Origin of the sequence: Natronorubrum aibiense, assembly GCF_009392895.1 — an archaeon.
In the GTDB taxonomy this organism is placed as follows: Archaea; Halobacteriota; Halobacteria; order Halobacteriales; family Natrialbaceae; genus Natronorubrum; species Natronorubrum aibiense.
The window spans coordinates 2,778,559-2,804,922 of the sequence record NZ_CP045488.1; the positions used below are offsets into that span (position 1 = coordinate 2,778,559).

The window sequence follows — 26,364 nt, forward strand, 5'->3', positions numbered from 1 at the left end:
TGTTTCACATATGGAATCGGAACTGTCCGTCAGGGATATCCTGACGACTGAATACGTGGGTGTCAGCGAGTCAGACACCGTTCAGGGTGCGGTCGAACTCATGCGCGAGGAACGAGCGAGTTGCGTGCTCGTCGTCCGCGGCAGCGACCCAGTCGGTATCATGACCGAGTGGGACGTCCTCGGTGTCGTCGCCGACGACCACGAGCCGAGCGAGACGACCGTTGGCGACGTGATGACGTCGCCAGTGATCACGTTCGGGCCTGACCGAGGGCTCACCGACGCCGCCAGCACGATGGCCAGAGAGAACATCCGCAACATCGTGATCGAGGACGACAACGGCGTCGTAGGGCTGGTGACCCAGCGAGACGTCATCGCCGCTGCGGGCTCGTTTCAGGCCACGATGACGCCGACGCGGTCGAACGCCACACTCGAGGGAGAGCGCCCGCCCGAGGAACGGGCCCAGTCGGGTGCCTCCAGTGACGACCTCGACGCGCCGGCGATGACCAACGGCGGCGACGAGTACACGACGCAGGGCGTCTGTGAGGCCTGTGGATCGCTTGCGGATTCGTTATGGGAGTCGAACGGACAGCTCGTCTGTGCGGACTGTCGAACGGTGTGACACCCTGGGTTCGACCACTCGCGTCCGTTCTCGTGGGTCACGGGCGCGTCGAATACTGTGCTATGTTACCAGTCATCGGGCACGATTTCTCCGATAGAAAGACCTTTCGGGGGCCGCGGTGGACTGGTCGATAATGACCGATACCCTCGACGACCTCGACGTCGAAGGGACCACCGTCGGCGTCCGCATCGACGTCAATAGCCCCATTGGTGATGACGGCATGCTAGCCGACGATGCCCGACTACGCGCCCACGTCGACACCCTCTCGGAACTGATCGAGCGTGGCGGCCGGGTCGCTGTCCTCGCTCATCAGGGCCGTCCCGGCGGTGACGACTTCGTCACCCTCGAATCGCACGCTGATCGGCTCTCGGAACTGCTCGACCATCCCGTCGACTACGTGGATGCCACGTTCAGCGCCGCCGCCCGCGAGGCCGTTTCGAACCTCGAGAACGGCGACTGCGTCGTTCTCGAGAACACCCGCTTTTACAGCGAGGAATACATGGAGTTCGAACCCGAGCGGGCCGCTCGAACCCATCTCGTGACGGGGCTAGAACCGGTGCTCGATGCCTACGTCAACGACGCCTTCGCTGCGGCACACCGTTCCCAGCCCTCGCTGGTGGGCTTTCCGACCGTCTTACCCGGTTACGCCGGGCGCGTGATGGAAGCCGAACTCGACACGCTCGGCTCGATCGAGGAGACGCCCGAGCCCCGCATCTACGTCCTCGGCGGGGCGAAAGTCTCCGACTCGATCGATGTCGCCTGGTCCGTCCTAGAGAAGGGCCTGGCTGACCACGTCCTCACCGCGGGCGTCGTCGGTAACGTCTTCCTCATCGCCGACGGGGTCGATCTCGGCGACGCGAGTTCCGATTTCATCTACGATCAGGGCTACTGGGACGAGATCGACCGCGCTGCGGACTTACTCGACGCCTACGGCGAACAGGTCGCGCTCCCGCGTGACGTCGCCGTCGAACGCGACGGACAGCGACACGAACTCGGCATCAACGCCTTGCCGCCGCAGGACGACGAGGCCGCCATGGATATCGGGAGTTCGACGCTCGCCTACTACGAGCGACTGCTCGAGGATGCGGGCACGGTGATTCTCAACGGGCCGGCCGGCGTCTTCGAGGACGAGGCCTTCGAGATGGGGACACGACGGCTCTACAACGCGGCGACGGACGTCGAGACGAGCATCGTCGGCGGCGGCGACACGGCCTCGGCCCTGCGTCAACTCGGTGTCGAGGGCTTCTCGCACGTCAGCACCGGCGGTGGTGCCGCGTTGCGGATGCTCACGGCGGAACCGCTCCCCGCAGTTACGGCCCTCGAGAATGGCCCCACACAACAGCAGCCAGCCGACGATTGAACGGGCGTCCCCGAGCGATATCGACGCCGTGGCGGAGCTGTGGGTTCGCCTTGCCCGAGACCAACGCGCCTACGACTCGGTCGTCCGCGCCGACGACAACCGAGAGACGATGCGCGAGGCGCTGGCGGCCCATCAGGTCAACGACGGCCTGTTCGTCGCCCGCCTCGAGGGAGAACTCGTCGGCTTCGCGTCCTTTACCGTCGAACACGGCTCGCTCGAACTCGACGCTACGCGCGGCCACCTCTCGAACATCTACGTCGAACCCGACGTCCGCAGCCGCGGGATCGGCACCGCGTTGCTCGAGGCCGTCGAGGACGCGCTGGCCGACCGCGGGGTGGAGGTGCTCGTCCTCGAGGTGATGGCCGACAACGAGGCCGCACGGCGGTTTTACGACCGACACGGGTACGACACCCATCGGGTCGCGATGACGCGCTCGCTCGAGGACAGGAAGCAGTCGGAAAACGATACACACTCAAAGGAGGACCACTAATCGCAAACTGCGCCAGGGGAGCATGGGTGGTTCATGCACTCGACTTGTAATCGAGACTCCCGGGGTTCAAATCCCCGCCCTGGCTTCTTCGTCGCGACCAAATCGTGAGCGACGCGAAGCGAGAACTGGTTTTGAATTACGGAACGAGTACGTGACGCGGTCAACGTGCAAGGTGTCTAAATCCGGTCTGTCGTTCGTTTTCGACGGGTAGACAGTCGACAGGCTATGAGTGATTACAGCAACGCGTGTCACAATCCGGTCGGACTGAGAGACGCCGGCCGACGAAGGCCGACGAGTGATCGATGACGACGAGGGTCGATGTCTCAGAGTGAGAACCCATTCGTGGCAACGAGTGGTATTCTGCCCTCGTCGTCGGAAAAATTGACACGGATTTTGATAGTATTATACCCTAAGCATGTTGGTGAGAGAATCAGTACCACGATTCCGAGGCCGTCGCACTCGGGTTTTCGGGGCCCGAGCGGACAGCCAGCCGACGTGATAAGCGCCGACGCGATCAGTACGGGCAGTCGCTGTTAGAGCCGGCTGTCGTGGTTTCCGGGGCCTCGAGCGTCGGGTCAGAGACGTTCCACACGGGTTCGGTGGTGACCGTCCCGTCGCTCGTGATTACCCAGGGAATCACCTGGAAGGTGTCACAGAGGCCGCTGTCGACGGAGAGCGTCGCCGTATCCGACGCCCCCGAGACGTCGCTGACCCCGAGGAGCCGATCCGCCTGCGAGAGCCACCAGACGACGCGCTCGAGGGTCCCGTCGGGATCGGCAACGTCGAGTTCGAAAGTTACCGATTCGTCGGGCGTGACCTCGAGGGTCCCCGCTGCCGGCCGTGCAGCGTCGATGGTGGGTCGTTGGAGTCCGTTCGGCGTGACGGTGACCGTCCAGTTCGCGCGGTACTGCTCGCCGTCGACGTCGACGCCCGCAACGACCTCGTAGGTGCCGTCGGTCTCGAAGGATTCCTGCCAGTAGTGGGCGTCCTGTTCGACGTAGTAGACGCCTTGCCACGGGTTCGCCAGCGTGTCTCCGACGTTCTCGCCATCGATCCACCAGGTGGTCGTCTGGAAGACGTCGGGGTCGACGGCCCCGACCTCGAACTGGACCGTGGTCTCCGGCTGGACGGCCAGTTCGGGGTCGGGAAACTGCAGCGTCGGGTCCAGTTCGGGGGTTTCACGGAGCCCGACGGTGCGCTCGTCGGCGTCGACTCCGCCGTCGACTTCGACCCGAACCGTCACCTCGTCGGCTTCGGCGACGGGTTCGGTCCGGTAGCTCGGGGGAAACGGCCGTTCGGTTTCGCCGGGGCCGACGGTCAGAGTGATATTCCCCGCCTGCTCGCCGTCGACGACGTACTCGAGCGTCGGCCGGATCGCCTCCGCGGTCAGGTTCTCGACCTCGACGGTCCACTCGAGGAGGGCTCCGCCGGTAATCTCGTCCGGGAGTTCGACGATGCGGACGGAGACCGGTGTCTCCTCGCCGTCGGCAGGGTCAGTATCAGTGCCGGTGTCGGATGCACCTTCGTCTGCGGTGGTGGTGCCGGCTGTGTCGTCGCCGAGCGTTGCGGTTCCGACGGACGCAGCCGGAACGAGGCTCCCTGCTGTAACCCCTCGTAGAAGCGTTCGCCTGTTCACGTCTCGACCCTCATACCGACACCCAACCCGAAATCACAGCATAAGTGCGTGCCATCGTTGTCCAGCCAAATTGGACATTGGAAACGCACGAACACTCCAGTCGTTCCGATGGTAGAGCTTACAGGACTGTTGTGTCCGCATAATGTCGAGGCGGTCGCCCCACGCTCGCCGACTCGAGTGCCGTTCGGGCGATACGGAAGGGCGGCCCGTCGAACAGCGACAGCACGACACGGAAGCGCGAGCGGCGGAAAAAGCGACACCTATAACCCGATCGGACGGCCGTTCGTTCTGCCTACTCGGCGCATCTCGCGATCCGGGCGTCCCCCGAGAGCGCGTCGACGTGGACGTGGACGGTCGACCCGTCGGTTTCGAACGGGACGATCCAAGAGGCGCTCGTTCGATGTGGTTCCTCGATCACCGTCGGCTCGTCCGCCTCGACCGCGTCGGCCTCGGCTGCGAGGGTTTTGCGGGCGATCCGTTCGGCCTCTGCGGCGTCGGTGATCCGTATCTCGTCGGTCAGGCGGACGGTCACGACCGGGACGTCGGCCATGCGAACGACGCGTTCGGTGACGCTGCCGACCAGCACCCGATCGAGGCCGGTTCGGCCCTGTGTCCCCATGACGATCATGTCGACGTCGTGCTCATCAGCGTACTCGAGAATGACCTCGTGTGGGACCCCCTGTTCGACCGCCGTGACGGCCTCGACGCCGTCTCGAGTCGCTTCGGCCTCGATTCGCTCGACAGCGCGGTGGGCGGCGGGTGTCGCGGCGTCGTTCTGGAGCGTCCCGAGTGGCCCTTCGGGGACGACCGAGAGGGCGTGAATCGTCGCCCCGAATCGGTCCGCAATCGTCAGGCCGTGCGTGATCGACTGGCGCGTTCCGTCGCTCCCGTCCGTCGGAATGAGGACGTCCTGATACATTACTGTGGGGTTGGGAGCACGAACGTAATAGCGTGCCGGCTACATTCGGTGGACACTCGCAGACGAACCCTCCGTCCCAGCAACTGATCGGTGCCCTACTCGAGAACCGGGCAACCCCGATGCCCTTTGGTAATCCTTTTTACGGTACATGAAAACGTATGCCACGGAGCATGACAAATCTTGTCACAAATCTCGCGGCCGCCGTCGAGAAGTACGGCAAACAGACCGCGGTTGGCTATCAGGGGACTGAAACGAGTTACGAGGAGTTCTGGGGACAGACGGGGGCGTTCGCGGCGGCGCTCGACGCCTGCGGCGTCGGTGGCGGCGATCGGGTCGCGATCTATCTGCCGAACGTCCCGCCGTTTCTGATCGCGTTCCACGGGACGCTTCGGGCCGGCGGGGTCGTCGTCCCGATGAACCCGCAGTATAAAGCCCGCGAGATCAGCCATCTGCTCGGCGACAGCGAGGCGTCGGTAGTCGTCACGCTTTCGGATCTCGTCCCGTTCGTCGATGCTGTCCGGGACGAGACCAGCGTCGAGCACGTCGTCAGTGTCGACGGCGACGCGGAGGGTGCAACCGCACTCGAGGCCTTTCTCGAGCCCGGCGACCCCGACATCGTCGAGCGAGCCGACGACGACGTGGCCGTCCAGCCCTATACGTCAGGAACGACCGGGCAGCCAAAGGGCGTCCAGCTTACTCACAACAATCTCGCGTCGAACGCTCAGTCCGCAGGGGAACTCATTCCGGACGGGATCCGATCAGATGACAAACAGCTCGGCGTCCTCCCGCTGTTTCACATCTACGGCATGACCGTCGTGATGAACGCGACGCTGTTCAACGGTGGCGCGTTTTACCCGTTGCCGTCGTGGGACGCCCAGGAGGCCGTCTCACTCATCGAAAACGAGGAGTTGACGCTGATGCACGGCGTGCCGGCGATGTACAACGACGTCATCAATCAGCCGAACGCCGAGGAGTTCGACCTCTCGTCGCTACGGCTGTGTGGCGTCGGCGGCGCCGGCATCCCCGTCGAGGTACTGCGTCGGTTCGAAGAACTGTACGAGCCGAAGGTCTACGAGGGCTACGGGCTGACCGAGACGAGCCCGGTTACGCACTTCAACAGCCCGGTCAAAGGCCGCCGCGTCGGTAGCATCGGCAAACCAGTCCCCGGTGTCGACTCGAGGGTCGTCGACGGCGATTTCGAGGACGTCGCACCAGTCGAGCAGGGACCAGTCGATGAAGACGAAACGGATCTCGACGAAATCACCGGCGAAATCGTCGTCGCCGGGCCGAACGTCATGAAAGGCTACTACGGGCTGCCCGAGGCCAACGAGGAAGTGTTCACCGAGGACGACGGCCGAACGTGGTTCCACACGGGTGACCTGGGCTATCGCGACGAAGACGGCTTCTTCTACGTTGTCGACCGGGAGAAACACATGATCGTCACCGGCGGCTACAACGTCTACCCACGGGAAGTCGAGGAATTGCTCTTCGAACACGAGGCGGTTGCCGACGCCGCCGTCGCCGGGATTCCGGACGAACGCCGCGGTGAGACGGTCAAGGCGTTCGTCGTTCCCACGCCCGACGCGGAGATCACGGAAGACGAACTCAAAGAGTACTGCCTGACAAACCTCGCGGAGTACAAACATCCCCGTGAGATCGAGTTCGTCGAGGAGCTTCCGCGGACGACGACGGGGAAGGTCCAGAAATTCAAACTCCGCGAACGAGAGGAGAGTGCGGAGGATACGGAGCCGGAAACGGAGGCCGAGTGATGGCTCTCGGTGACGCCGTTCAGCTTGAGCTCGATGCAGACGGTCCGGCAACGATCACGCTCGATCAGCCCGAGCGGCGCAACGCCCTCTCGGAGGCGATCGCCGCCGGCATTTCGGCTGCCCTCGATGAGATCGAGGGCAGCGACGCTCGCTGTGTGCTCCTCGAGGGGTCGGGCGGGTCGTTTTCGGCCGGCGGCGACATCGAGCGGATGATCAAGGGGATCCAGACCGACGCGCCGATCGACGAGCGCGTGCGCGCCCTCGAGCGATCGACGAACGAACTGATCGGCCGGCTGGTGTCGTTTCCCATTCCGACGATTGCGCTCGTCGACGGGGCTGCCGTCGGCGCTGGCGCGAACCTCGCGCTCGCGTGTGACATGCAACTGGCGAGCGAACGGGCCGCCTTCGGCTTCGTCTTCCGGCAGGTCGGGCTGAGCGTCGACGCCGGCACCTCCTACCTGCTCCCGCGCGTCGTCGGCGAGAACGTTGCCAAAGAACTCGTCCTCACGGGCGACATTATCGGGGCCGATCGGGCGCACGAGCTCGGCCTCGTAAATCACGTCTACGACGCAGACGAGTTCGACGAGGCCGTCGAGACGTTCGTCGAGAAGATTACCTCTGGCCCACCGGTCGCGCTGCGCCACGCCAACCGACTGCTCGGCGAGGGCCTCGAGAAATCGCTCGAGCAGGCGTTGACCGACGAAGCGGTCGCACAGGGCATCGCGTTCGACACCGACGATCACGAGGAGGGCGTGACCGCTTTCCTCGAGGACCGCGATCCCGAGTTCGAGGGACGCTAACGTCGGCCACAGTCCGTTGGGACAAGCGACGACCGGCGACGAGGAGGCGACTCGAGCCCGAGTTGCTTACTCGCTGTGGGCGACTCCCGTCCCGACCGAAACGAGCGTCGACACCCGCGCGTTCTCCTTGATTTCGAGGCCACCGTCGGCGACCGACAACGGGAGCAGCGGCAAGTGGTCTCGGACCTGCACTGACGGATGAGAGCCGCCGCGAGCGAGCAGTTCGTTGCGCGGCTGGAGCTGCAGTGGCTCGTCGAGGCCAGTCAGGAACTCGTTGTGCTGGATGACGTATTGGCCCCCTTCGAGGTGCCACCAGCCGAACTCGTCGTCGGGGTCGTAGAGGTCGGTCGCGATGGGCTCGAGGTCGGCGTCCTCGAGTTCGTCACCGCCGAAATCGAGTCGGCCGGGTGCAGTGACCTCGTACACCGCGCTGACGGTCAGATCGATGCCGTGGTCGTGAATCTGTGCCGGTTCGTACACGAGATTGTCGACGGCGTCGGCGAGTGGATTTTCGGCAGACATTTCGGTTGTCCTGACGGTTTCGAGTGGCAAAAACGTGTCCTCGAGCGGAACGCGGTAGCAGAACCGGCAGGCGACTGACCGGCGGTGGGGCAGAGCGCGAAAGGCGACGGCATTCGGGTCTGCAGACGAGGCAAGCGACCGAACGGATACACATATGCATCGCCGCCGCGACGGCACGCACAATGGCACAGCCACAGCTCGCGTCCATCCGTGTCCATCCGATCAAGTCCCTCGGAGGGGTGTCGGTCACCGAGGCCGAGATCGTCGACAACGGCGGCCTATCGTGGGATCGACGGTACGCGATCGTCGAACAGTCGCCGGAGGGGACGACAGGGACCGAGCCAGGCGGCCGGTACGTCAACGGGAAACGGGAGCGCCGAATCCACGGCCTCGAGGCGACGTACGATCTCGACCGCGAGACGGTTTCCATCGGGGAACGCGACAGCGACGAGCGTCACACGTTCCACCTCGACCTCGACCGTGACTGTTTCACGTCGTGGCTTTCTGACTTCTTCGGCTATCCGGTCGATCTCGTTCGCGACGACGAGGGCGGGTTCCCGGACGATACGGATGCCACGGGACCGACAGTGATCAGTACGGGCACGCTCGAGGCCGTCGCCTCGTGGTACGAGGGGATCGACGCCGACGAGATGTGTCGGCGGCTCCGTCCGAATCTGGTCCTCGAGGCACCTGCGTTCTGGGAGGATCGCCTCTACGAGGCACCCGGACAGGTCGTCCCCTTCGAGGTCGGCTCAGCGACGTTGCAGGGCGTCAATCCGTGTCAACGGTGTGTCGTTCCGACCCGCGATCCCGACACCGGCGAACCGACCGACGGATTTCGGGAGACGTTCGTCGAGCAACGGGCAGCGACGCTCCCCGAGTGGGCGAGCGAGGACTGGTTCGATCACTACTTCCGGCTGATGGTGAACACGCACGTGCCCGACGCTTCGTGGGGGACGACGCTCGCCGTCGGCGACCGCGTGACCGTCGACAAATCGACGGTCGATCCGAAGTCAGTCGACTGATCCCGAAGATCCCGTCACCGCCGGCGAGTCGACTGCGGCTGGTTTTCAGTTCTGGTACTCACGGGTAAAACGCAAAGAGGGCGCTCCGGCTTTCGGTGGGCATGAACTACGGTCTCGATATCGAGCCCGATGGGATCCGGGTCGCTACCGATACGGCGGATGGGGTGGACCTCGAGTCGGTACCAACCCTCACGGCTCCGACAGACGCGGAGCCGACTTTGGCGACGGACACTGACCCGAACTCCGGTGACTCGCTGCTCTCGAACGGCGTATTGATGACGGACGACGACGCCGAGGAGACACTCGAAGCGCTGCTCGAGGACGTCCTCGGCCCCGACGCCGCTGACGACGGTCGACTCTGTTATACGACGTCCGGGACGGTGGTCGACGGAGCCGAACCGATCGATGCCCGTCGCGACGCCGTCGCCTCGGTTGTTGACGACTGGGGGCTCGAGGCGACGCCGATCAACAGCGGGTTCGCCGTCGTCTACGACCAGTTCGCCGACGACAACTACACTGGCCTCGGTGTCCGGATCGGCCCGCAGACGACGAGCGTCGCGCTCGCATACTATGGCGTGCCCGCGGTGTCGTGTTCACTCGCGAAGGGCAGCGAGTGGGTCATCGACCGGGCGGCCGACGACACGGGACGGGACCCGGCACAGGTCACCACCGTACTCGAGTCGTTCGTGTTCGACCCCGACGCGGCGACGGACGAAATCGAAGCCGCACTCGCGACAGCGTTCGACGCGCTGGTCGGTGACCTCGCCGACACACTCGAGCGCGAAGCCGGCGAGGCCGACATCCAGCGAGGGCTGGCCGTCCCGCTCACCGTTGCGGGGTCGGGCGCGGTGGCGGGTCTCGAGTACCTGATAGCGGGACGGTTCGACAGCGCGCTGCCGATTTCAGTCCGCGATCCGCGACGTGCCGACGAGCCGGCCGCAAGCGCTGCCAGAGGGGCCCTTGAAGCCGCGAAAGACGGCGTCGAGGGCCACGATGCCGTGGCGTGGTCGCCAACCGACGCGACCGACGGCGACAAGAACGACGGGTTCACGACCGTGACTGAACCGACCGGCGAGATGACGCTGACGTTCGACGACTCGCTCGAGGACAGCGCCGAGACGGACCGCGCTCGAGCCGACGACGCGATCGAGCAGTTGTTCGATCGACTCGCGGACCGAGACGACGAGATCCTGTCGATCCGGGCCGACCTCGAGACGGTGAGCGATGCCCTCGACGACCTCGATGCACGGGCGGCCAACGCCGATGCAGTTAGGGCCTTGGAAGCCACTCTCGAGGGGCTCGAAGACGACCTGATCGCGCTCGAAGCCGAAAGCGAGCGCTACGCGAGCGGAGAGGTAGTTTCGAGCCTCGAGGACGACTTCGACGTCCTTTCGACCGCGTTCGACAGGCACCGAGCCGACGTCGACGAACTCGAGTCGGCGATGAACGACGAGTTCGACACATTCGAGGCGTCGATCGAGGCCCTCGAGACGACGACAGCGGACGAACAAGCGGTGCTCGATGCCCGAATCGGAGACCTTGTGGCCGATCTCGATGAAATCATCGCGGACACGAACACGCTCGACGAGCGCCTCGAGTCGCTTCAATCCGAGCAGGAATCGCTCGAGACGATGGCTGCATCGGCAGCCGACCTCGATGCCGTCACGGAAACCGTCTCGCGGTTCGAAGACGAACTCGGGGCCGTCGACGAGACCATCGACCGACTCGGAACGCGAGCCGACGGGTTCGCTGGTCGACTCGAGGAACAGGCGATCCAGCTCGACGACGTTGACGATCGGCTTACGGCCCGCGCGGAACAAGCCGACGAAGAACGGAAACAACTCGGAGACGACATCGAGGCAGTCGAAGCGGCGCTCGAGGCGGAACTCGGTGCTCTCGAGCGTGACTTCGAGACGCTCGAGCGGCGATTCGACGAACTCGACGACACGGTTACCGAGCGGATCGACACACTCGCAGCCGACCGCGACGAGCCAGTCAGCGAACTTCGGGCGGCGATCGACGCCCGTCTCGACACGCTCGAGGCGGAACTCGAAGCCGTCGCGGACACTGAGGATCGAACCAACCGACTCGATGATCGGATGAGCGATCACGCGACTCGTCTCGAAACGCACGCCGAAACGCTCGAGGACTACGACGGCCGCCTCAAGTCGCTTACAACCGACGTCGCCGACCTCGCGGCGACGCTCGACGGAGCTGACAAATCGAGTGAGGCGCAGCTATCGTCGATCGAAACGCGCGTGGACGAACTCGAGGCCAGAGTTGAAACCGACCGGGAGGATGATCCCGAGGCGATTCGGGCAGAGCTCGAAACGGTGCAAGATCGACTCGAGATCGACGACGCCCCGTCTTTCGGCGCGCAACTCGCTACCGGTGGAGGCAGTGCCGGCGTCGTCGCTGGGAGCGTCGCTGCGCTTACGGGTGCGGTGACCATTGGGGCCGCTGCGGCCGTCCTCGGGCTCGTCGTGATCGCCGTGGTGGTCGGACACGAGCGCTAATCGAGGTGGCTGTACGGGGGTGACGTAACAGCCCGATGGCCCACGGCGGGATCCTCGTGCTTCAGCGCGGAGAAGCTGTTACCCTCGTATCAACTCGACGTTTCGCATCTCACCCCCGCAGCGTCGGCAGGTACTGAGAAGTGCATCCGCGACCGTCTCCCGGCGGCCACAGACGACACACTCGTACTCGATTGGTTCAGCAACAGACATGACACCACGTATGTGGTGAAGTATGTTAACTCTTTTCGTGGTAAAGCATGGGTAGGACTGTGGCCGCACGCATCGAGCGTGCAACGGCTCACTAGAGGAGCCAGAGCGCGATCCCGAGTCCCGTCGCAGCGACGATTGTGGCCGCGAGCAGCCAGAACGCAGCCCGGAAACCGACGGTCTCCGAGAGCGTGCCGACGATTGCGGGTGCGACCGCGCCAGCTCCCATCAACATCGTTCGGACGACGCCCAGTCCGCCACCGGCGACATCGTCGGGAATGGTCGACATCAGGTACGCCCCCCGGACGGGTCGAAAACCGTGTGAACCGACGCCGACGGCGACGAGCGCAGCGCCGAGGACGACCGGACCGGCCGTACCAGTCAGCGAGATGAACGCGATCAGCGCGAGCGAGGCAAGTCCCAACGTCGCGACGATGATCGGCAGTTGGCCGATTCGGTCGCTGAGATCTCCCGTGACGAGTTGAACCAGACTCGCGAGAAAGAGCGCACTGTAAAGTACGCCCGCGACTGCGTCCGTCAGTCCGGCCGTCTGCGTGAGATACAGCGGGGCGAACGCGACGAACCCGTTGTAGGTGAACGAAAACAGGATCGTCAAGAGGGCAAACAGCGAGAATCGCCAGTCCCGAAAGAGCGTGACGTACTGGCTGACGCCGACGGCTGTGGTCGCAGTCGACGAGACATTACCTTCGGATTCTTCCGGAAGGCGTCGTGGGACCCGAATTCGGAACGCGATGGCGAGGCCGAGTCCGATCAGCCCGGCAAGCAGAAAGACAAGCCGCCAACTGTCTCCGAGTCCGAACGAAACGCCTGCAACAGCGACGACGGCGGCAGGTGCGATCACGCCGCCGAACGCACCGAACGTGTCGAGGATTCCGAGCGCCCGGCCGGTTCGGGACGGGTACGCTCGAGACAGCAACCGGACGGCGACAGTCTTGTGCGCGCCAGTTCCGGCACCCATCACGAGCATCGCCCCGACGAGGACGAGAAACGGGGAGTCGACGGCGAGTGCGAGCGCCGCGACGGCCGCGACGAGCGCACCGGCGGTAATAACGACGATCGAACCGAGTCGATCGGCGAGCACCCCCGAGGGAAACTGCATCACAGCGTAGGCGAGCATGAATCCGGTAAACACCGTCCCGAGGATCGAGTTCGAGACGCCGTAACTCGCCTGAAACGAGCCGAACAGCGGCGGAAACGCGTACCGAAGAAACTTCCCGAGAAACCAGATCGCCGCCGTCACCACGAGCACATCGTACTGTGTGAGCCGGCCAGCCATCGTGCGAATCGACGCGTCGTTCACGCTCGGCAGTAGGTCAGTGGACGAACGAATACGCTCCGATTCGAGACTCGAGCGCACCCGGATACGGACGCCGGTCCCTCAGAGCCGGTGTGCTCGCAGGACGGTCGCCGTTGCACCGGGACATCGATACAACGGACAGCTGAATCGAATCCGACGTATGGCCGAACGCCACCGACCCCGCGCTCGAGTGGTCGCGGAATCCATATCGCTTCCAACACACGAAAATAGATACTAATGAGGTTAAATATCACACAGGTGTACTAGTTCTTAACCGATCAACGTTATATGGAAGTCGATACCAGAGTAGGATACCAATGGCAGTGAACACCACCGCGGATTGGAACGACCCGATTAGCTGTCCGTTCTGTGGGGACGAACTCACCTCACCCGGTGCCGGCTTCATCGATCATATCGACAGCAGTGCCGACTGTGAAGACGGATTCCAGCAGTGGCGAGCGAACATCGCCGGCGACCTCGCCGGTGAATGGTCTGGCTAAGGACCGCTCGTCCCGACCTGCCTCACTCCTGACGACTTATTCTCGACGAGCGGACATCGTGACGCGTTGCCAGTGTCGATCAGAGTTGTCGTCACTCGAGAGTGATGACCGGCGGGAACGCTGCAAGCCCCCTCATACGGTCTGCTGTAACGATTTGCCGGTGCAACCGAAAGGCGGTCACGGTTGCACCGGTACTGACGTACAGTAGTCCGTATCAGTCGAAGTCCGGGAGATCCTCCGGCGGTTCGTACTCGGCTTCCCAATCGATGTACTCGTCTTTGAGCACCTCCGAGACGATCTGTCCGAACTCGGTCAGTTCGGCGTTGATCGAGGAAACGGTTCCCCACGTATCGAGTTCGGGGTGATACTCTCGAGTCTGCCAGTCCTCGGGAATGCCGGGGGCGTGATAGCCGACGCGGTCGGCGAAGTCGTCCCAGAAGAAGTCGAATTCGGCGAAGAGGTCGAGGTCGCGGGCGATGTCGTACGCTCGCTCCTCGAGATCGGCATCGGCGAGCCACAGCTCGAACGCCTCCTCCCAGGCACCGTCCTCGAGGAACCCCTGAAGCTCCTCGCGGCGATAGTCGATGTCGGTGCCATCGGCGCTGATTGTCGCGTCTTCGTACTCGTTCGGATCGACGTACTCCAGTTCCGGCGGCTCGGGGGGGTCGACTTCGAGTGTCATGGCCGGTGGTACGGCCGGTTTGCGGATAAGAATTCCCTCCCCGGACCGACGCACGCTCGAGCGAGCGCCGACGAGCGATGTATCGCTGCCATCGAGTGCGATCGATCCGCACAGTTATTCCGACACAGTTCCAACACGTTGGTATGGGCAGTGAGCACGGTAGCACGAACTACAGTCTCACGGAGATTTTTGCGATCAAGTTCGTCCTCGCCGACATCCTGATCATCGCCGTGCTGTTGTTCGCCGGCCCGCTGTACGCGCTTGCGATCACGGCGTTGCTCGTCGGTAGCGTCTTTCTCGTCTGGTATCTCACCCAGCGCGATACGACCGGCGACGACGCTGGCGACGCTGCGACGGACGCCTCGAGCCGATCGGAACGCGACCGTGATCCCGTCACGAAACTCCAGGACCGGTACGCAGCCGGCGAACTCACCGACGCCGAGTTCGAGACCAAACTCGAGCGACTGCTCGATTCGAACGAACGGGCCGACGCCGCCGGTGTCGAGACGGCCGATCTGAACCTCGAGCGCACGGAGTGATACCGTCACCGCCTTCGCCTCCCCTCCGCGAACCCAACACTCAATCGCCAGCCACCCCTAGAGGCCAGCAATGACCACTTACGAGGCGGCGATCCTCGACGTCGACGGTACTATCGTTCGCGGCGAGGAGTTGCTCCCGAACGTAATCGACGGCCTCTCAGCCCTCGAAGACGCCGGCATCGACCGACTGCTGTTCTCGAACAATCCGACGCGTGGAAGCGATCACTACGGGGCGAAACTCGAACCACACGGGATCTCGATCGATCCCGAAACCGTGCTGACCTCGGCGACGGTCTCGGCGGCGTACCTCGCGGCCACCCATCCCGACGAGCAGGTGTATCTCGTCGGCAGCGAGCGACTCGAGACGATCCTCGAGGAGGCAGCCGTCGACCTCACTGACGACCCCGAGCGGGCCGACGTCGTCCTCGGCTCGTTCGACAAAGAGTTCTCGTACGGCGCACTCTGGGAGTCGCTGCGCGCACTCGAGGCCGACGTTCCGTTCTACGGAACCGATCCCGATACGACGATTCCGGTCGACGACGGACTGATCCCCGGAACCGGGGCGATCCTCGCCGCGATGGAAGCTGTCGCCGGTCGAGAACCCGACGCGATCCTGGGCAAACCCTCTTCGGTCGCCGCCACGGCCGCGATGGATCGCCTCGACGCTGCACCTGAACGGACGCTGGTCGTCGGTGACCGGCTCAATACCGATATCGCACTGGGGAATCGAGCCGGTATGGCGACCGCACTCGTTCGAACCGGCGTCACGGATCGGACGACGCTCGAGGCGTCGTCGATTCAGCCCGACTACGTTCTCGACTCGCTGGCTGACATCGACACACTGCTGTAGCAGCGGTGGCTGCGAGAGCACTGGCGGAGTGGCGTCGCTGCAGTCCGTGGGGACGAAAGACATATTTATCCGTGATAGTCACGTCGGTTGATCTATGGAACTTCGGAACGCGAAATCCCGTCTCAAACACGTCCTGCTTCGGGCCCGATATGCGGCAATCGGTGCTGCAGTCGGGGCCGCAATCGGAGCCGTCTTCAGTCGAAACGCCGCGAGCACCGGCGGTGCGATCGGCGCACTGGTCGGTGCGACGGTCGCGGACACCCGCGACACCGCGTGTTCGGTCCTTGAGAGTGCCAAAGAGAAAGAGTTCATTCCAATCTCGGACGACACCGACGACCGGAACTGAAGCGCCGTCGACGATCAAGGCAGTTCGCCTGACTGACAGCGTACAGCCGTCACTGAACGTCAGTGACTATACTTCCTGAAATACCCCGTTTCACACCGCGGTCGCGGGTGTATCGGCTCGGCTGACTCGAGTCCTCGAGCGATTACTCTCGTCTCTATAGTAACAACTGAAACGATTTACACACCGATCGCACAGCTGTCGTACGATCGGGTGTGGATTGATTTTCAGTGGCTACTATCGGTGCCAAACGGCAACGATCTCAGCAACCAGCAAATATATACAGATCCGTCGCGATTGGATTAATCAGTGCTGAGGAGTCCGATACTGGTAAAAGTCCCGACCGAGTTGAATCGCTAATGAGCGATGTAGGCGACGCCGGCGTGCCGGAGCCCCCGGAGCCGCCGACGGACGAGCGAGGGTCCGTTCACGTTCTCGGGACGGCACACGTCTCGCAGGCAAGCGTCGACGACGTACACGAAACGATCGATCGTGAAGACCCGGACGTCGTCGCCGTCGAACTCGACGAGGGTCGATACCGCCAGATGCAAGGCGGGACACCCGACGATATCGAGGCGAAAGACCTCCTCTCGGGAAACACCGTCTTCCAGTTTCTGGCCTACTGGATGCTCTCGTACGTCCAGTCGCGACTCGGTGAGCAGTTCGATATCGAACCCGGTGCGGATATGCGTGCCGCGATCGAAGCCGCCGAACGAAACGGAAGCGGCGTTGCGCTCGTCGACCGAGATATTCAGGTGACGATCCAGCGGTTCTGGCGTCGATTGACGATCGCCGAGAAGTTACGGATGGTCGGTGGCCTCGCCCTCGGTGTCACCGACCCGCGAACCATCGGGCTCGCGTTCGGTGCCGTTGCCGGCATCGTCGTCGGACTCGTCTTCGCCGCGTTCCTCGCGCCGCTTTTGGGACTCGGCGAGTTCTTCTTGCTCGGACTTACCGGCTCGACGACGCTGCAGTACGCCGGTGCAGCCGTCGGCGGTGCCATCGCCGGCGCGCTCGTCGGCCTGCTCTTTTTGCCCTCTCTCGAGACAGCCGGCGAGTCTGCTGGCGGCCTCCTCGACGGCGTCTCGCTACGACTCCTCGCTGGCGTCGGACTCGGCGTCGGCGGCGGACTTGCGCTGGTCGCAACCGGAACGTTCGTCGGGCCGTTTTCGGCGGGCACCTTCGAAAGCGCCGGTGTCTACGCGATTCGAGGAACGGTCGGCACGCTCGCCGGACTCGGTATCGGCGTCGGTATCGGCGGTCTCGTCGGCCTGTTCCTCGACGCCAGCGGCAGTGACGTCGAGGATATCGACGAGATCGACATCGAGGAGATGACCGACGGCGACGTCGTTGCAGCGATGATGGAGGAGTTCCGCCGGTTCAGCCCTCAGGGCGCGAACGCCCTGATCGACGAACGTGACGCCTATATCGCACACCACCTCAACGACCTCCGCGAACAGGGCTACGACGTCGTCGCCGTCGTCGGTGCTGGACACAAAGCCGGTATCGAACGCCATCTCTCGAATCCGTCAGGGATACCGACGCTCGAGTCGCTCTCCGGAACCGCCTCCACACGTCGATTCTCGCCGCTGAAGATTATCGGCTATCTGATCATGATCGGATTCCTCGGCTTTTTCTTCCTATTGATCATGGCGGGCGTACAGGACCTCTTCTTGCTCCAGTTGTTCGGCGCGTGGTTCCTGTTCAACGGCTTTTTCGCGTTCACGCTCGCCAGACTCGCCGGCGCACGCTGGACCAGTGCAGGCGTCGGTGGCGCGATCGCGTGGCTGACCAGTATCAATCCGCTGTTGGCCCCCGGCTGGTTCGCCGGCTACGTCGAACTCAAACACCGTCCCGTCAACGTCCGCGACATTCAGACGCTGAACGAAATCGTCGGCGACACGGATCGACCCGTCGGCGAGGCGATGGCTGACATGTTCGAGGTGCCGTTGTTCCGGCTCATCATGATCGTCGCGCTGACCAACATCGGGAGCCTGATCGCGACCGTGCTGTTCCCGATCGTCGTGTTGCCGTGGCTGGCACCCGAGATCGGCGGCGTCGACGCCCTGTTCGCTGAACTCCTCCGCGGCGCTGAGAACACCCTCGAGTTGCTCAGAGGGCTGTTGTCATGAGCACTCGAGTGCGCCAACAGTCGAGCGCGGAGCTGAGTTTCAGCGACAAAGAGCTGTTTGACCTCGCGCTGGCATGGGTCACGCTCTCGGTCGCGTTCGCGCTGTTGCTCGCTCCGATACATGTCGGAGAAGCAACTATCGGTACCTTCGTGCTGATGATCGGCTTGAGCTTCGTGACCGTCGGCGTCGCCTTCCTGTTACACGAACTCGCACACAAGGTCGTTGCAGTCGAGTACGGCCAGCTCGCGGAGTTCCGTGCCGACTATCAGATGCTGTTTCTGGCGATCATGAGCGCCCTCGTCGGCTTCCTCTTTGCCGCACCGGGGGCCGTCTACCACCGGGGTCGGATTACAACGAAACAAAACGGCCACATCGCGCTCGCCGGGCCGCTGACAAATCACCTCCTCGCAGTGCTGTTCTTCCCGCTCATGGTGTTTCCCGGGATCCTCGGTGTTGTCGGCCATCTCGGCGTCCTCATCAATCTCTTCCTCGCGGCGTTCAACATGATCCCGTTCGGTCCGCTCGACGGCAAATCGGTCCTCGAGTGGAACAAACCCGTCTTCGCCGTCGTCTTCGGGCTGAGCCTGCTCCTGGCCGGCGGGTTCTACGCGATCTTCGGGCTGTTCTGACCGGCCCTTCGAGCACCCATCGCGGACCGTTCAACCGGTGATCTTTTGCTCACCCCGAGAGGTCGTTCAGACATGACCGATCCAGCGGACGATGGAACTGCGGAGGAACGGCTCACGTACGCCGACACCGGCGTCGACATCGAAGCCAGCGAAGACGCGACTGCGGCGCTGCTCGAGGCCTTCGGCAGCGATCTGATGACCGAGTACGCGGGCCTGCTCGATATCGGCGACCGGTATCTCGCTCTCGCGACCGACGGCGTCGGCACGAAGCTCATGGTCGCCGAAGCGATCGAGGACTTCTCGACGATCGGGATCGACTGCATCGCAATGAACGTCAACGATCTCGTCGCCGCGGGCGTCGAACCCGTCGCGTTCGTCGATTACCTCGCGATCGACGAGCCCGACGACGACCTCACCAACGAGATCGGCGAAGGGCTCGCCGTCGGCTTGGAGGAATCCGACATGACCCTCCTTGGTGGCGAGACGGCCGTCATGCCCGACGTCGTCACCGGCTTCGACCTCGCGGGCACCTGTGCCGGCCTCGCCGGCAAAGACGAGATCCTCGAGGGCGAGGCTGACGTCGGCGACGTCCTCGTCGGCTTCGCCTCGAACGGCGTCCACTCGAACGGGCTCACGCTCGCCCGCGAAGCCGTCACGCGCGACCACGAGTACACCGACGCGTTCCCACACGACACCGACCGGTCGATCGGCGAGGAACTGCTACGGCCGACGCGACTCTACACGGACTTACTCGAGCCGATGCGCGAACACGACGTCCGCGCGGCGGCACACATCACGGGCGGTGGCTGGACGAACCTGCTTCGGATGGGTGACAACGAGTACGTGATCGAGGATCCGTTCCCGGCCCAGCCGATCTTCGAGTTCATTCAGAAAGAAGGAAACGTCACGGACGAGGAGATGCACCGGACGTTCAACATGGGTACCGGCTTCGTCGTCGCCGTCCCCGAGGATCGAGCCGACGACCTCGTCGCCGAGACGGATGGGCAGATTATCGGTCGCGTCGAAGAAGGCGAGTCGGTCGAAATTCGCGGTCTCTCGCTGACCTGAGATCGGCCCGGTTCGAGCGTCGGACTTGAGTTTTAAGTAACACGGCACGGCCAAAGAGAGTTGGCCGAGACGAGCGCGGCGTTTTCAGACCGCCTGTACGGGTGTTTCGGTGAGCCGCATCACTCGCTCGGTGACGCTTCCCAGCGGCGTTCCGCGGTCGTTGGTCGCCCCTCGTCGCCCCATCACGATCAGATCTGCGTCGTGTCGCTCGGCGTGTTCGACGATCTCGTCCCAGGGCAGTCCCCGGCAACACTTGCAGTCGGCCTTGAGGTTGAGTTCCTGTGCGCGCGCTTCGATTTCCGCGAGCATCTCGGTGGCCTCGTCCTCGAGTTTTTCGTGTTCGGCTTCGACGCTGCCAAGTGCCGGCGGTCGCCCGTGACGCCGTTCGTCGACGACGTAGAGGCAGACGACCGTCGCATCGTACTGCGTGGCGAGGTCCAGCCCCTGTTCGACGCCGCGTTCGGCCTGTTCGCTTCCGTCGGTCGGAATGAGGATCGTATCGTACATTACTGATCACCTGAGTGATGGTTAGACAGAGAGCGCCGTAAAGCTGGTATCAATTCTCACAGCGTAGAAATGAGCGGACAGCGCCTCCCCACGCCGTACGCGACGGCGAGACTGGGGCTTCAGTAGGACCGCGTCACGCGCCGGTCAATTCCGACTGTGGTCGCTGCCGGCCGCCGCACGAACCGTCTCGAACTCCGCGTCGCTGTACGCGATAAATCGCACGTCCTCGAGCATCTCCGGATCGTACTCGCGGATCGCATCGCCAATAATCGCCGCTCCCTCCGCGAGGTCGAAGCCGGCGACACCACAGCCAAGTGCCGGAATCACGAGCGACCGACAGCCGAGGTCGTCAGCTTGCTCGAGCGAGTTCCGCGTCGCCTCGCTGATGCTCTCGGCAGTCGCCTGTCCATCACCGTAGTGGGGCATCGCGGCGGCGTGAATGACGTAGTCGGCGTCGAGGTCGTACGCGTCCGTGACCGCGACCGCACCGAGGTCGATCGGCCCCTTCGACATGGCTTCCTCGTTGATTTCCGCGCCCGCGCCACGTCGGAGCGCGCCGGCGACGCCGGAGCCCATCCGGAGACTCGTCCCGGCGGCGTTGACGAGCGCGTCGGCGGACTGTGCGGCGATATCGCCCTGAACGACATCGAACTCCATACTCGTGGTACGGGCGCGACGGATTTGAAAGTGAGCCGCGGGAACGTTATAAAGTTAGGGCGACCAAAACCTTTTTAGATTTAGGCTCGCCTAAGTCCTCGTAATGGACGTGCCCGCCCGACGGGAAGATGCTGAACCCAACGAGGAACCGGAACAGTCGGCAGTGATCGTGACCAGTCACGAGACCCGCCCTGGCAAAATGGTCTTTACCGAACGCGACAACACCGACGGCTGGATCGCGACAGATTTTACCGTCGATCTCGAGCCCTGAACGGCCTCGACGATCGGGGACTGGTGGCCCTCCGATCGCTCGTCGCAGTGTGACCGCATTCAGCGACCGGTGTGGCTCCGTCGTTCGATCGCGACGCTCGAGGAACCCGGAGTCCGTTCGGTATCGGAGCGCCAGACTCCCGGTTGCCGAATTGACATCCCTCTCCGGCTAAAGCTGCACGTATTCTCCTCACATCTCTATAACGGATGCGGTCCGGTGGCTTCTCGTGTTCGACCGACTGCAAATGAAAACTCGACCGTTAGCCGTCGCCGTCCGACTCGTTACTTCGTCGCTTCTTCGAGCACCAGCGTGTCGTCCTCGAGGTAGTGCTCGAAGTGGTGGCCGTCTTCCTCGAGTGTCACGAGGATCTCACGCAGGATTTCGGCGGTCGCGTAGTCGCCGAGGTTTTCGGCGAGTTCGATACTGTCGCGCATCGACTCGATGATGTCGCCGTACATCTCGAGATCGTTTTGGAACATCGTTCGGACGTCGTAGACGTCCTCACCCTCGAATTCGACGGTTGCTCGCTGTTCCTGATTGGTCGGCCCAGAGACGGGGACGCCGCCCAGCGCCTGTGCGCGCTCGGCGATGACGTCTGCGCCCTCCTCGACGTGTTCGTAGGCCTCCTCTAAGAACTCGTGGAGTGGCAGGAACTCGGCACCTTCGACGACCCAGTGGTGCTTTTTGAGCTGGTGGTACAGCACGTAGGCGTTCGCCAGCTCCGTGTTCAACGCGTCGACGATCTGCTCGGCCTTGTCTTGCTCGAGTCGGAGTTCGTTCGCTTCGACGACGTCTGCCTGTTGACGGACGGTCTTCTGAGTGCTCATCGTATTCTACTAGTACACGCGCATTCCACTTAAATGCCCCCCATGACAGAACATTTTTTCTGCTTGCGCAAAATTTTGTTTATAGTATCTGATTTCAAACCCCCTAAAAAGGAGAAAATCGGGGTTCCGAGATGCTACCACTCAGCATGCTGGTATTTTTTCAAGTATGAGTAAACATTTTCAGTGTGGGGGTTCAAAGAGTGCATATGGCAACGAGAGTCGCACAGCGGAGAGAGCGGATCTACGTCGACGGGGAATGGCTCGAGACCGAGAACGTGATTTCGGTATCGGATCTCGCCGACGGCGGGACCTTCGCACAGGTCGCCGCGGCGGATCCGGCTACGGCACACGCCGCCCTCGAAGCGGCCCACGAGATCAAACCGGAACTGCGCGAGACGACGGTTGTCGAGCGTGCGCAGTGGTGTGAGACGATCGCAGAGGGACTTCGCGAGCGGGAAGAAGAACTCGCGGAGGTCATCGTGCGCGAGGCTGGCAAGCCCATCTCGTCGGCCCGCGGCGAGGTCGAACAGGCCGCGACGCGGTTCGACCGCGCGGCCGAAGAGGCCCGCACCATCGTCAGCAAAGGCGAGTACCGCGAGGGCTCGACCGAGGGCCACGAGGGCTGGCAAGCGATCGTCAAACACGAGCCGATCGGTGCTGTGCTCTGCATCACGCCGTATAACTATCCGCTGGCAACGACGGCATTACAAGTTGCCCCTGCACTCGCAGCGGGCAACAGCGTCCTGCTCAAGCCCGCGAGCAAGACGCCGATCTCGGCGGCGATTCTCGCGGACGTCATCGCCGACGTCGACGGAATTCCGGACGGCGCGTTCAACTTCGTCCCCGGCGAAGCGAGCGAGATCGGGGACCTCCTCTCGGGCGACGATCGCATCAACGCGATCGCCATGACCGGTTCCTCGGGGGCCGGGAAACACGTCGCTCGCGAGAGCGGCATGGTCAACCTCCATATGGAACTCGGTGGCAACGCACCGGCAGTCGTCTTCGACGACGCTGACCTCACCGACGTCGCGGGCAACTGCGCGAAGGGGTCGTTCAAGTACGCCGGCCAGCGCTGCTCGGCCATCTCGCGCGTGCTCGCCCACGAGGACGTCCACGACGACCTCGTCGATCTGATCGACGAGCAGATGGACGCTTGGCAAGCCGGCGACCTCTTCGACGAGGACACCGCGCTCGGCCCACTCATCTCCGAAGCGCAGGCCGATTGGGTCGAAGAACTCGTCGAGGACGCCGTCGAGAAAGGGGCCGAAATCGTCCGCGGCGGCGAACGCCGCGCCCCCAAGGGCGTCCCGGACGAACTCGGTAGCCAGTTCTTCGAGCCGACGCTGCTCGCGAACGTCCCTCACGACGCCCGCATCGTCGACGAAGAGCAGTTCGGCCCTATCGCCGTTATCACCACCTTCGAAGACGAGGACGAAGCCCTCGAGATCGCCAACGGCTCGGATCTCGCACTCGACGCGGCGGTCTTCACTAGCGACTACAAGCGCGCGATGCGGATGGCCGAGCGCATCGACGCCGGTGCGGTCCGGATCAACGGTGCACCAAGCCACGGGCTCGGCGACGTTCCATTCGGCGGCAACAAAGACTCCGGTATCGGCCGCGAGGGACTCGACGCCTCGATCCACGAGATGATGCGCAAGAAGAGCATCGTCCTGTAGGCCGGCCGCTCGCTTTGCCCTCCGCTGTCGCCCACCTGCATTGCCATCGCTTGCGATACCGATCGCGCTCAAAACGCGTACGATTTGATCGCGATGACGGCTGCCTCCGTGCCAGAAATGGCGACGACGGTGATCGTTCCCAATGCGCCCGCATCGTACTCGAGCGTCGCCGTTTGGCCGACCTCGATCAACTCGCCGCGCACTTCGCCGTCTTCGCGAATCTCGACTCGGTCGGCGGTATCGCTCGAGATGAGCGTCACGGAGACGGTGTGTGACGCCGAATGGACATCGATACCGACGCCCGCTCGCGGCTGGGATGGCTCGCTCCCGCGTTCGGCAAAGAGATCTCGGTATTCGTACTCCGCAGTCGGCATCGTTCTCGTTGCCTCTCCGACGATGCCGTCGACCGTCACGTCGTCGAACTGCGCGTTCGTCCGCTGCTCGAACGACTCCATCCGATCGGAATCAGCAGCGACGGTGATCATCGAGTGCGTCGTCGTTTCGGACCCGAGTGACCACGAGAACGCAGCCCCGTTTGCCTCGGCTCTCCCGTCGTACTCGCCTCAGAAGATTGTCCGGTCGCCGACACGATCGGCCAACCGTGCGAAACCATCACTTGCATTGATGCGCCGATCGGTCCCCTCGACGCCCGCCTCGAGAATCGTCTCGAGGGCCGCACCGTCGGCAGGACTCACGACGACCATCTCTGTGGAGACGGCGACCGACCCAGCGTCGTGTTCGAAGAGCTCGAACGCGCCGATCGCCGACTCGAGTTCGGCATCGACCGCGCCGGGATCGAACGATCCGGAGACGACGACGTTCCCGACGACCCCCTCGGAACCGAACCTGCAGACGGCGTCCACGGCTGGCTCACCGCCGGCAACGTCCTCGATCACGTCGCTGGACGGTCCGGCCGGCATCGTCGGCACTGACGCGACGACGTCGGCTTGCAGCGCATCCTCGTACTGTCGGAACGCGGAGCGATCCCGGTAGTGAAACAGGAGTTTCGAACTCGACGATGCAGGAACCCAGCGCTCGAGGAGCGTACGCTCGCATTCACCCTCGGTGTCTGGATCGCCAGTTTCGTCGGTTTCGTCGTCGGGACGATTCGTTCCAGCCCCCTGATCGAGACAGCCCGCACCGACGGTCGTGAGAGCCGTTCCGATGCCCGCTGTCACGAGTAGTTCGCGTCTCTGAATGTTTTTCATACGAATAGTATCTAATTGGAATTGATTGATTATATAACTGCGGTCTATCACTTAGCCGGATAGCGACGCAAACGATGTGGTTGCAAGCCGGAGCCCTATCCGAGTTGTGGGAGACAGAATGGTATGGCTAGCAGCGTCCGCGGCATGCTTTCGTTCGGCCGATCAATCGTCGACGGAGTTCAAGAAAAGAACGTGCCGTTTATGGCCGCAAGCATCGCGTATCAGGCGTTCATTTCGTTACTGCCGTTGCTCGTCCTGGTGTTCTTTCTCGTCACGATCGTCGGCGACGAGACGTTCGCGGCCGAAGTCACTGCCACAACCGAGGGCTTTCTTCCCGACAGTGGTCAGCTCCTGATCGAAGACGCACTCGAGGACTCGCCCGCGACGGCGGGGTCGTCGATCATCGGGGTCGTCGTGCTCCTGTGGGGATCGCTGAAGATCTTCCGCGGACTGGATACGGCCTTTTCGGAGATCTACGGCACCACGAACGAGAGTTCGTTCGTCGACCAACTCCGTGACGCCCTGCTCGTCTTCGGCGCGATCGGTGGCGCACTGTTCGTGGCGGCCGCAACGGGCATCCTGTTCGCGTTTCTCCCCTCGATTCCGGGGCTGGGTGTGATCCAATCGCTCCTGCTCGTCGCCGTCCTCTCAGTCGCGTTCTACCCGATGTACTACTACTTTCCCGATGTCAGTACCTCCCGGCGGGAGGTCATCCCCGGCGTCGTGCTCGCAGCCGTCGGCTGGATGGCACTCCAGTCGCTGTTCCGCGTGTACGTTTCGTTCGCCGCTGATTCGGAGGGCGCAGGGCCAGTCGGAGCCATCCTCCTCTTACTGACGTGGCTGTACTTCGGCGGGCTCATCTTGCTTTCCGGCGCCGTCGTCAACGCGATCGGGACCGGGTACCTCGAGCCCGGAACCGATGACGACTCGGCTGCGCTTACTGACGACTCGATCGCCGAAACCGACCGTGACCCGTTCATCGACGACCGTCAACGAGAACGCACGCGTCTCACCGACCGAGCCGACGCCCTCGAGCGCGAACGGGATAAGCTCCGACTCGACCTGCGCGCCCAGCGCGAGCGTCGAACCCAACTCGAGGACCGAGCGACGACCCTCGAGGAAACCGTCAGCACGCTCGAGGAAGAAAACGATCGCCTGCGACGCGAACTCGAGGCCCAGTCTCAATCGGAGCGCCAGCCAGCCTGGCGACGATACGCCGACGCAGTGCTCGGCCACGTTCGGACGGTCAAAGTCGGCGTTCTCGAGCGAACGCGGTAGCCACACGTCGAGACGG

28 protein-coding genes and 1 tRNA gene are annotated in these 26,364 nt (G+C 63.4%); 18 read left to right on the plus strand and 11 right to left on the minus strand.

The window, feature by feature from the left end:
- The first annotated feature begins 10 nt into the window (after positions 1 to 10).
- From GCU68_RS13730 to GCU68_RS13745, 4 genes are all read left to right on the plus strand, one after another.
- Positions 11 to 619 carry a CBS domain-containing protein gene (locus GCU68_RS13730; protein WP_152942511.1) on the plus strand — a complete coding sequence of 203 codons (609 nt, stop codon included), beginning with the start codon at positions 11 to 13 and terminating at the stop codon, positions 617 to 619.
- Between the two features lie 133 nt (positions 620 to 752).
- Complete coding sequence (locus GCU68_RS13735) at positions 753 to 1,979, plus strand: phosphoglycerate kinase (RefSeq protein ID WP_152942513.1); 1,227 nt, start codon at positions 753 to 755, stop codon at positions 1,977 to 1,979.
- Positions 1,945 to 2,469 (plus strand): GNAT family N-acetyltransferase, encoded by a 525-nt coding sequence (locus tag GCU68_RS13740; protein ID WP_152942515.1) that lies wholly within the window; start codon positions 1,945 to 1,947, stop codon positions 2,467 to 2,469. Before GCU68_RS13735 ends, GCU68_RS13740 begins: the two co-directional genes overlap by 35 nt.
- 11 nt (positions 2,470 to 2,480) lie before the next feature.
- A tRNA-Thr gene (locus GCU68_RS13745) sits at positions 2,481 to 2,554 on the plus strand.
- A gap of 429 nt (positions 2,555 to 2,983) precedes the next feature.
- On the opposite strand, the gene GCU68_RS13750 is transcribed toward GCU68_RS13745, so the two are convergent.
- Both GCU68_RS13750 and GCU68_RS13755 read right to left on the minus strand, forming a co-directional pair.
- On the minus strand, positions 2,984 to 4,105 hold the full coding sequence (locus GCU68_RS13750) for a hypothetical protein (RefSeq protein WP_152942517.1): 1,122 nt from the start codon (positions 4,103 to 4,105) through the stop codon (positions 2,984 to 2,986).
- Positions 4,106 to 4,397: 292 nt separating this feature from the next.
- The gene (locus GCU68_RS13755; protein WP_152942519.1) at positions 4,398 to 5,024 is read right to left on the minus strand and encodes a universal stress protein; all 627 of its coding nucleotides are present in this window, start codon (positions 5,022 to 5,024) and stop codon (positions 4,398 to 4,400) included.
- A 170-nt stretch (positions 5,025 to 5,194) separates the two neighbouring features.
- Between GCU68_RS13755 and GCU68_RS13760 the strand changes: the two genes are divergently transcribed.
- Together GCU68_RS13760 and GCU68_RS13765 are read left to right on the plus strand one after the other, a co-directional pair.
- A complete protein-coding gene (locus GCU68_RS13760) occupies positions 5,195 to 6,793 on the plus strand; it encodes a long-chain-fatty-acid--CoA ligase (RefSeq protein WP_152942521.1) in 1,599 nt (532 codons plus the stop codon).
- Positions 6,793 to 7,593, plus strand: coding sequence for an enoyl-CoA hydratase-related protein (locus GCU68_RS13765; RefSeq protein ID WP_152942523.1), 801 nt, complete (start codon positions 6,793 to 6,795; stop codon positions 7,591 to 7,593). Before GCU68_RS13760 ends, GCU68_RS13765 begins: the two co-directional genes overlap by 1 nt.
- 66 nt (positions 7,594 to 7,659) lie before the next feature.
- On the opposite strand, the gene GCU68_RS13770 is transcribed toward GCU68_RS13765, so the two are convergent.
- On the minus strand, positions 7,660 to 8,115 hold the full coding sequence (locus tag GCU68_RS13770) for a dCTP deaminase/dUTPase family protein (protein ID WP_152942525.1): 456 nt from the start codon (positions 8,113 to 8,115) through the stop codon (positions 7,660 to 7,662).
- Between the two features lie 182 nt (positions 8,116 to 8,297).
- Between GCU68_RS13770 and GCU68_RS13775 the strand changes: the two genes are divergently transcribed.
- Together GCU68_RS13775 and GCU68_RS13780 are read left to right on the plus strand one after the other, a co-directional pair.
- A complete protein-coding gene (locus GCU68_RS13775; protein WP_152942527.1) occupies positions 8,298 to 9,140 on the plus strand; it encodes an MOSC domain-containing protein in 843 nt (280 codons plus the stop codon).
- Positions 9,141 to 9,241: 101 nt separating this feature from the next.
- Positions 9,242 to 11,656, plus strand: a complete 2,415-nt coding sequence (locus tag GCU68_RS13780) for a disk-shape morphogenesis protein volactin (RefSeq protein WP_152942529.1) — start codon at positions 9,242 to 9,244, stop codon at positions 11,654 to 11,656.
- Between the two features lie 78 nt (positions 11,657 to 11,734).
- Here the strand turns inward: GCU68_RS13780 and GCU68_RS13785 are convergent, their stop codons facing one another.
- Positions 11,735 to 11,866: a rubrerythrin-like domain-containing protein gene (locus tag GCU68_RS13785; RefSeq protein WP_152942531.1), complete on the minus strand. Its 132-nt coding sequence runs from the start codon at positions 11,864 to 11,866 to the stop codon at positions 11,735 to 11,737.
- Between the two features lie 91 nt (positions 11,867 to 11,957).
- On the minus strand, positions 11,958 to 13,160 hold the full coding sequence (locus tag GCU68_RS13790) for an MFS transporter (protein WP_152943728.1): 1,203 nt from the start codon (positions 13,158 to 13,160) through the stop codon (positions 11,958 to 11,960).
- 338 nt (positions 13,161 to 13,498) lie between these two features.
- Between GCU68_RS13790 and GCU68_RS13795 the strand changes: the two genes are divergently transcribed.
- Positions 13,499 to 13,681: a DUF7501 family protein gene (locus GCU68_RS13795; protein ID WP_152942533.1), complete on the plus strand. Its 183-nt coding sequence runs from the start codon at positions 13,499 to 13,501 to the stop codon at positions 13,679 to 13,681.
- 214 nt (positions 13,682 to 13,895) lie between these two features.
- Here the strand turns inward: GCU68_RS13795 and GCU68_RS13800 are convergent, their stop codons facing one another.
- Positions 13,896 to 14,363 carry a hypothetical protein gene (locus GCU68_RS13800; protein WP_152942535.1) on the minus strand — a complete coding sequence of 156 codons (468 nt, stop codon included), beginning with the start codon at positions 14,361 to 14,363 and terminating at the stop codon, positions 13,896 to 13,898.
- A 143-nt stretch (positions 14,364 to 14,506) separates the two neighbouring features.
- On the opposite strand from GCU68_RS13800, the gene GCU68_RS13805 reads away from it, so the two are divergent.
- The 6 genes from GCU68_RS13805 (at position 14,507) to purM (ending at position 19,924) form a co-directional block, all read left to right on the plus strand.
- The gene (locus tag GCU68_RS13805) at positions 14,507 to 14,902 is read left to right on the plus strand and encodes an SHOCT domain-containing protein (RefSeq protein ID WP_152942536.1); all 396 of its coding nucleotides are present in this window, start codon (positions 14,507 to 14,509) and stop codon (positions 14,900 to 14,902) included.
- 70 nt (positions 14,903 to 14,972) lie between these two features.
- A complete protein-coding gene (locus tag GCU68_RS13810) occupies positions 14,973 to 15,752 on the plus strand; it encodes an HAD-IIA family hydrolase (protein WP_152942538.1) in 780 nt (259 codons plus the stop codon).
- Positions 15,753 to 15,846: 94 nt separating this feature from the next.
- Positions 15,847 to 16,098, plus strand: coding sequence for a glycine zipper 2TM domain-containing protein (locus tag GCU68_RS13815; RefSeq protein WP_152942540.1), 252 nt, complete (start codon positions 15,847 to 15,849; stop codon positions 16,096 to 16,098).
- Between the two features lie 356 nt (positions 16,099 to 16,454).
- Positions 16,455 to 18,227 (plus strand): TraB/GumN family protein, encoded by a 1,773-nt coding sequence (locus GCU68_RS13820; protein ID WP_152942542.1) that lies wholly within the window; start codon positions 16,455 to 16,457, stop codon positions 18,225 to 18,227.
- Positions 18,224 to 18,856 carry a zinc metalloprotease gene (locus GCU68_RS13825; protein WP_152942544.1) on the plus strand — a complete coding sequence of 211 codons (633 nt, stop codon included), beginning with the start codon at positions 18,224 to 18,226 and terminating at the stop codon, positions 18,854 to 18,856. Before GCU68_RS13820 ends, GCU68_RS13825 begins: the two co-directional genes overlap by 4 nt.
- A 72-nt stretch (positions 18,857 to 18,928) precedes the next feature.
- Complete coding sequence (purM, locus tag GCU68_RS13830) at positions 18,929 to 19,924, plus strand: phosphoribosylformylglycinamidine cyclo-ligase (protein ID WP_152942546.1); 996 nt, start codon at positions 18,929 to 18,931, stop codon at positions 19,922 to 19,924.
- 84 nt (positions 19,925 to 20,008) lie between these two features.
- Here the strand turns inward: purM and GCU68_RS13835 are convergent, their stop codons facing one another.
- Together GCU68_RS13835 and GCU68_RS13840 are read right to left on the minus strand one after the other, a co-directional pair.
- Positions 20,009 to 20,431 (minus strand): universal stress protein, encoded by a 423-nt coding sequence (locus GCU68_RS13835; RefSeq protein ID WP_152942548.1) that lies wholly within the window; start codon positions 20,429 to 20,431, stop codon positions 20,009 to 20,011.
- Positions 20,432 to 20,575: 144 nt separating this feature from the next.
- Positions 20,576 to 21,088, minus strand: a complete 513-nt coding sequence (locus GCU68_RS13840) for a macro domain-containing protein (RefSeq protein WP_152942550.1) — start codon at positions 21,086 to 21,088, stop codon at positions 20,576 to 20,578.
- Between the two features lie 103 nt (positions 21,089 to 21,191).
- Between GCU68_RS13840 and GCU68_RS21365 the strand changes: the two genes are divergently transcribed.
- On the plus strand, positions 21,192 to 21,359 hold the full coding sequence (locus GCU68_RS21365; protein ID WP_168927099.1) for a DUF7331 family protein: 168 nt from the start codon (positions 21,192 to 21,194) through the stop codon (positions 21,357 to 21,359).
- A 281-nt stretch (positions 21,360 to 21,640) separates the two neighbouring features.
- On the opposite strand, the gene dpsA is transcribed toward GCU68_RS21365, so the two are convergent.
- Positions 21,641 to 22,186: a DNA starvation/stationary phase protection protein DpsA gene (gene dpsA, locus GCU68_RS13845; RefSeq protein WP_152942552.1), complete on the minus strand. Its 546-nt coding sequence runs from the start codon at positions 22,184 to 22,186 to the stop codon at positions 21,641 to 21,643.
- Positions 22,187 to 22,392: 206 nt separating this feature from the next.
- Here dpsA and GCU68_RS13850 point away from each other — a divergent pair, with 206 nt between their 5' ends.
- A complete protein-coding gene (locus GCU68_RS13850) occupies positions 22,393 to 23,862 on the plus strand; it encodes an aldehyde dehydrogenase family protein (RefSeq protein WP_152942554.1) in 1,470 nt (489 codons plus the stop codon).
- A 68-nt stretch (positions 23,863 to 23,930) separates the two neighbouring features.
- On the opposite strand, the gene GCU68_RS21665 is transcribed toward GCU68_RS13850, so the two are convergent.
- Together GCU68_RS21665 and GCU68_RS21670 are read right to left on the minus strand one after the other, a co-directional pair.
- On the minus strand, positions 23,931 to 24,347 hold the full coding sequence (locus GCU68_RS21665; RefSeq protein WP_227014863.1) for a hypothetical protein: 417 nt from the start codon (positions 24,345 to 24,347) through the stop codon (positions 23,931 to 23,933).
- A gap of 78 nt (positions 24,348 to 24,425) precedes the next feature.
- Entirely contained in the window at positions 24,426 to 25,070 is a 645-nt protein-coding gene (locus GCU68_RS21670; protein WP_227014864.1) for a hypothetical protein, read from the minus strand.
- A gap of 123 nt (positions 25,071 to 25,193) precedes the next feature.
- Between GCU68_RS21670 and GCU68_RS13860 the strand changes: the two genes are divergently transcribed.
- Positions 25,194 to 26,348, plus strand: coding sequence for a YhjD/YihY/BrkB family envelope integrity protein (locus GCU68_RS13860; RefSeq protein WP_152942556.1), 1,155 nt, complete (start codon positions 25,194 to 25,196; stop codon positions 26,346 to 26,348).
- Positions 26,349 to 26,364 lie beyond the last annotated feature (16 nt).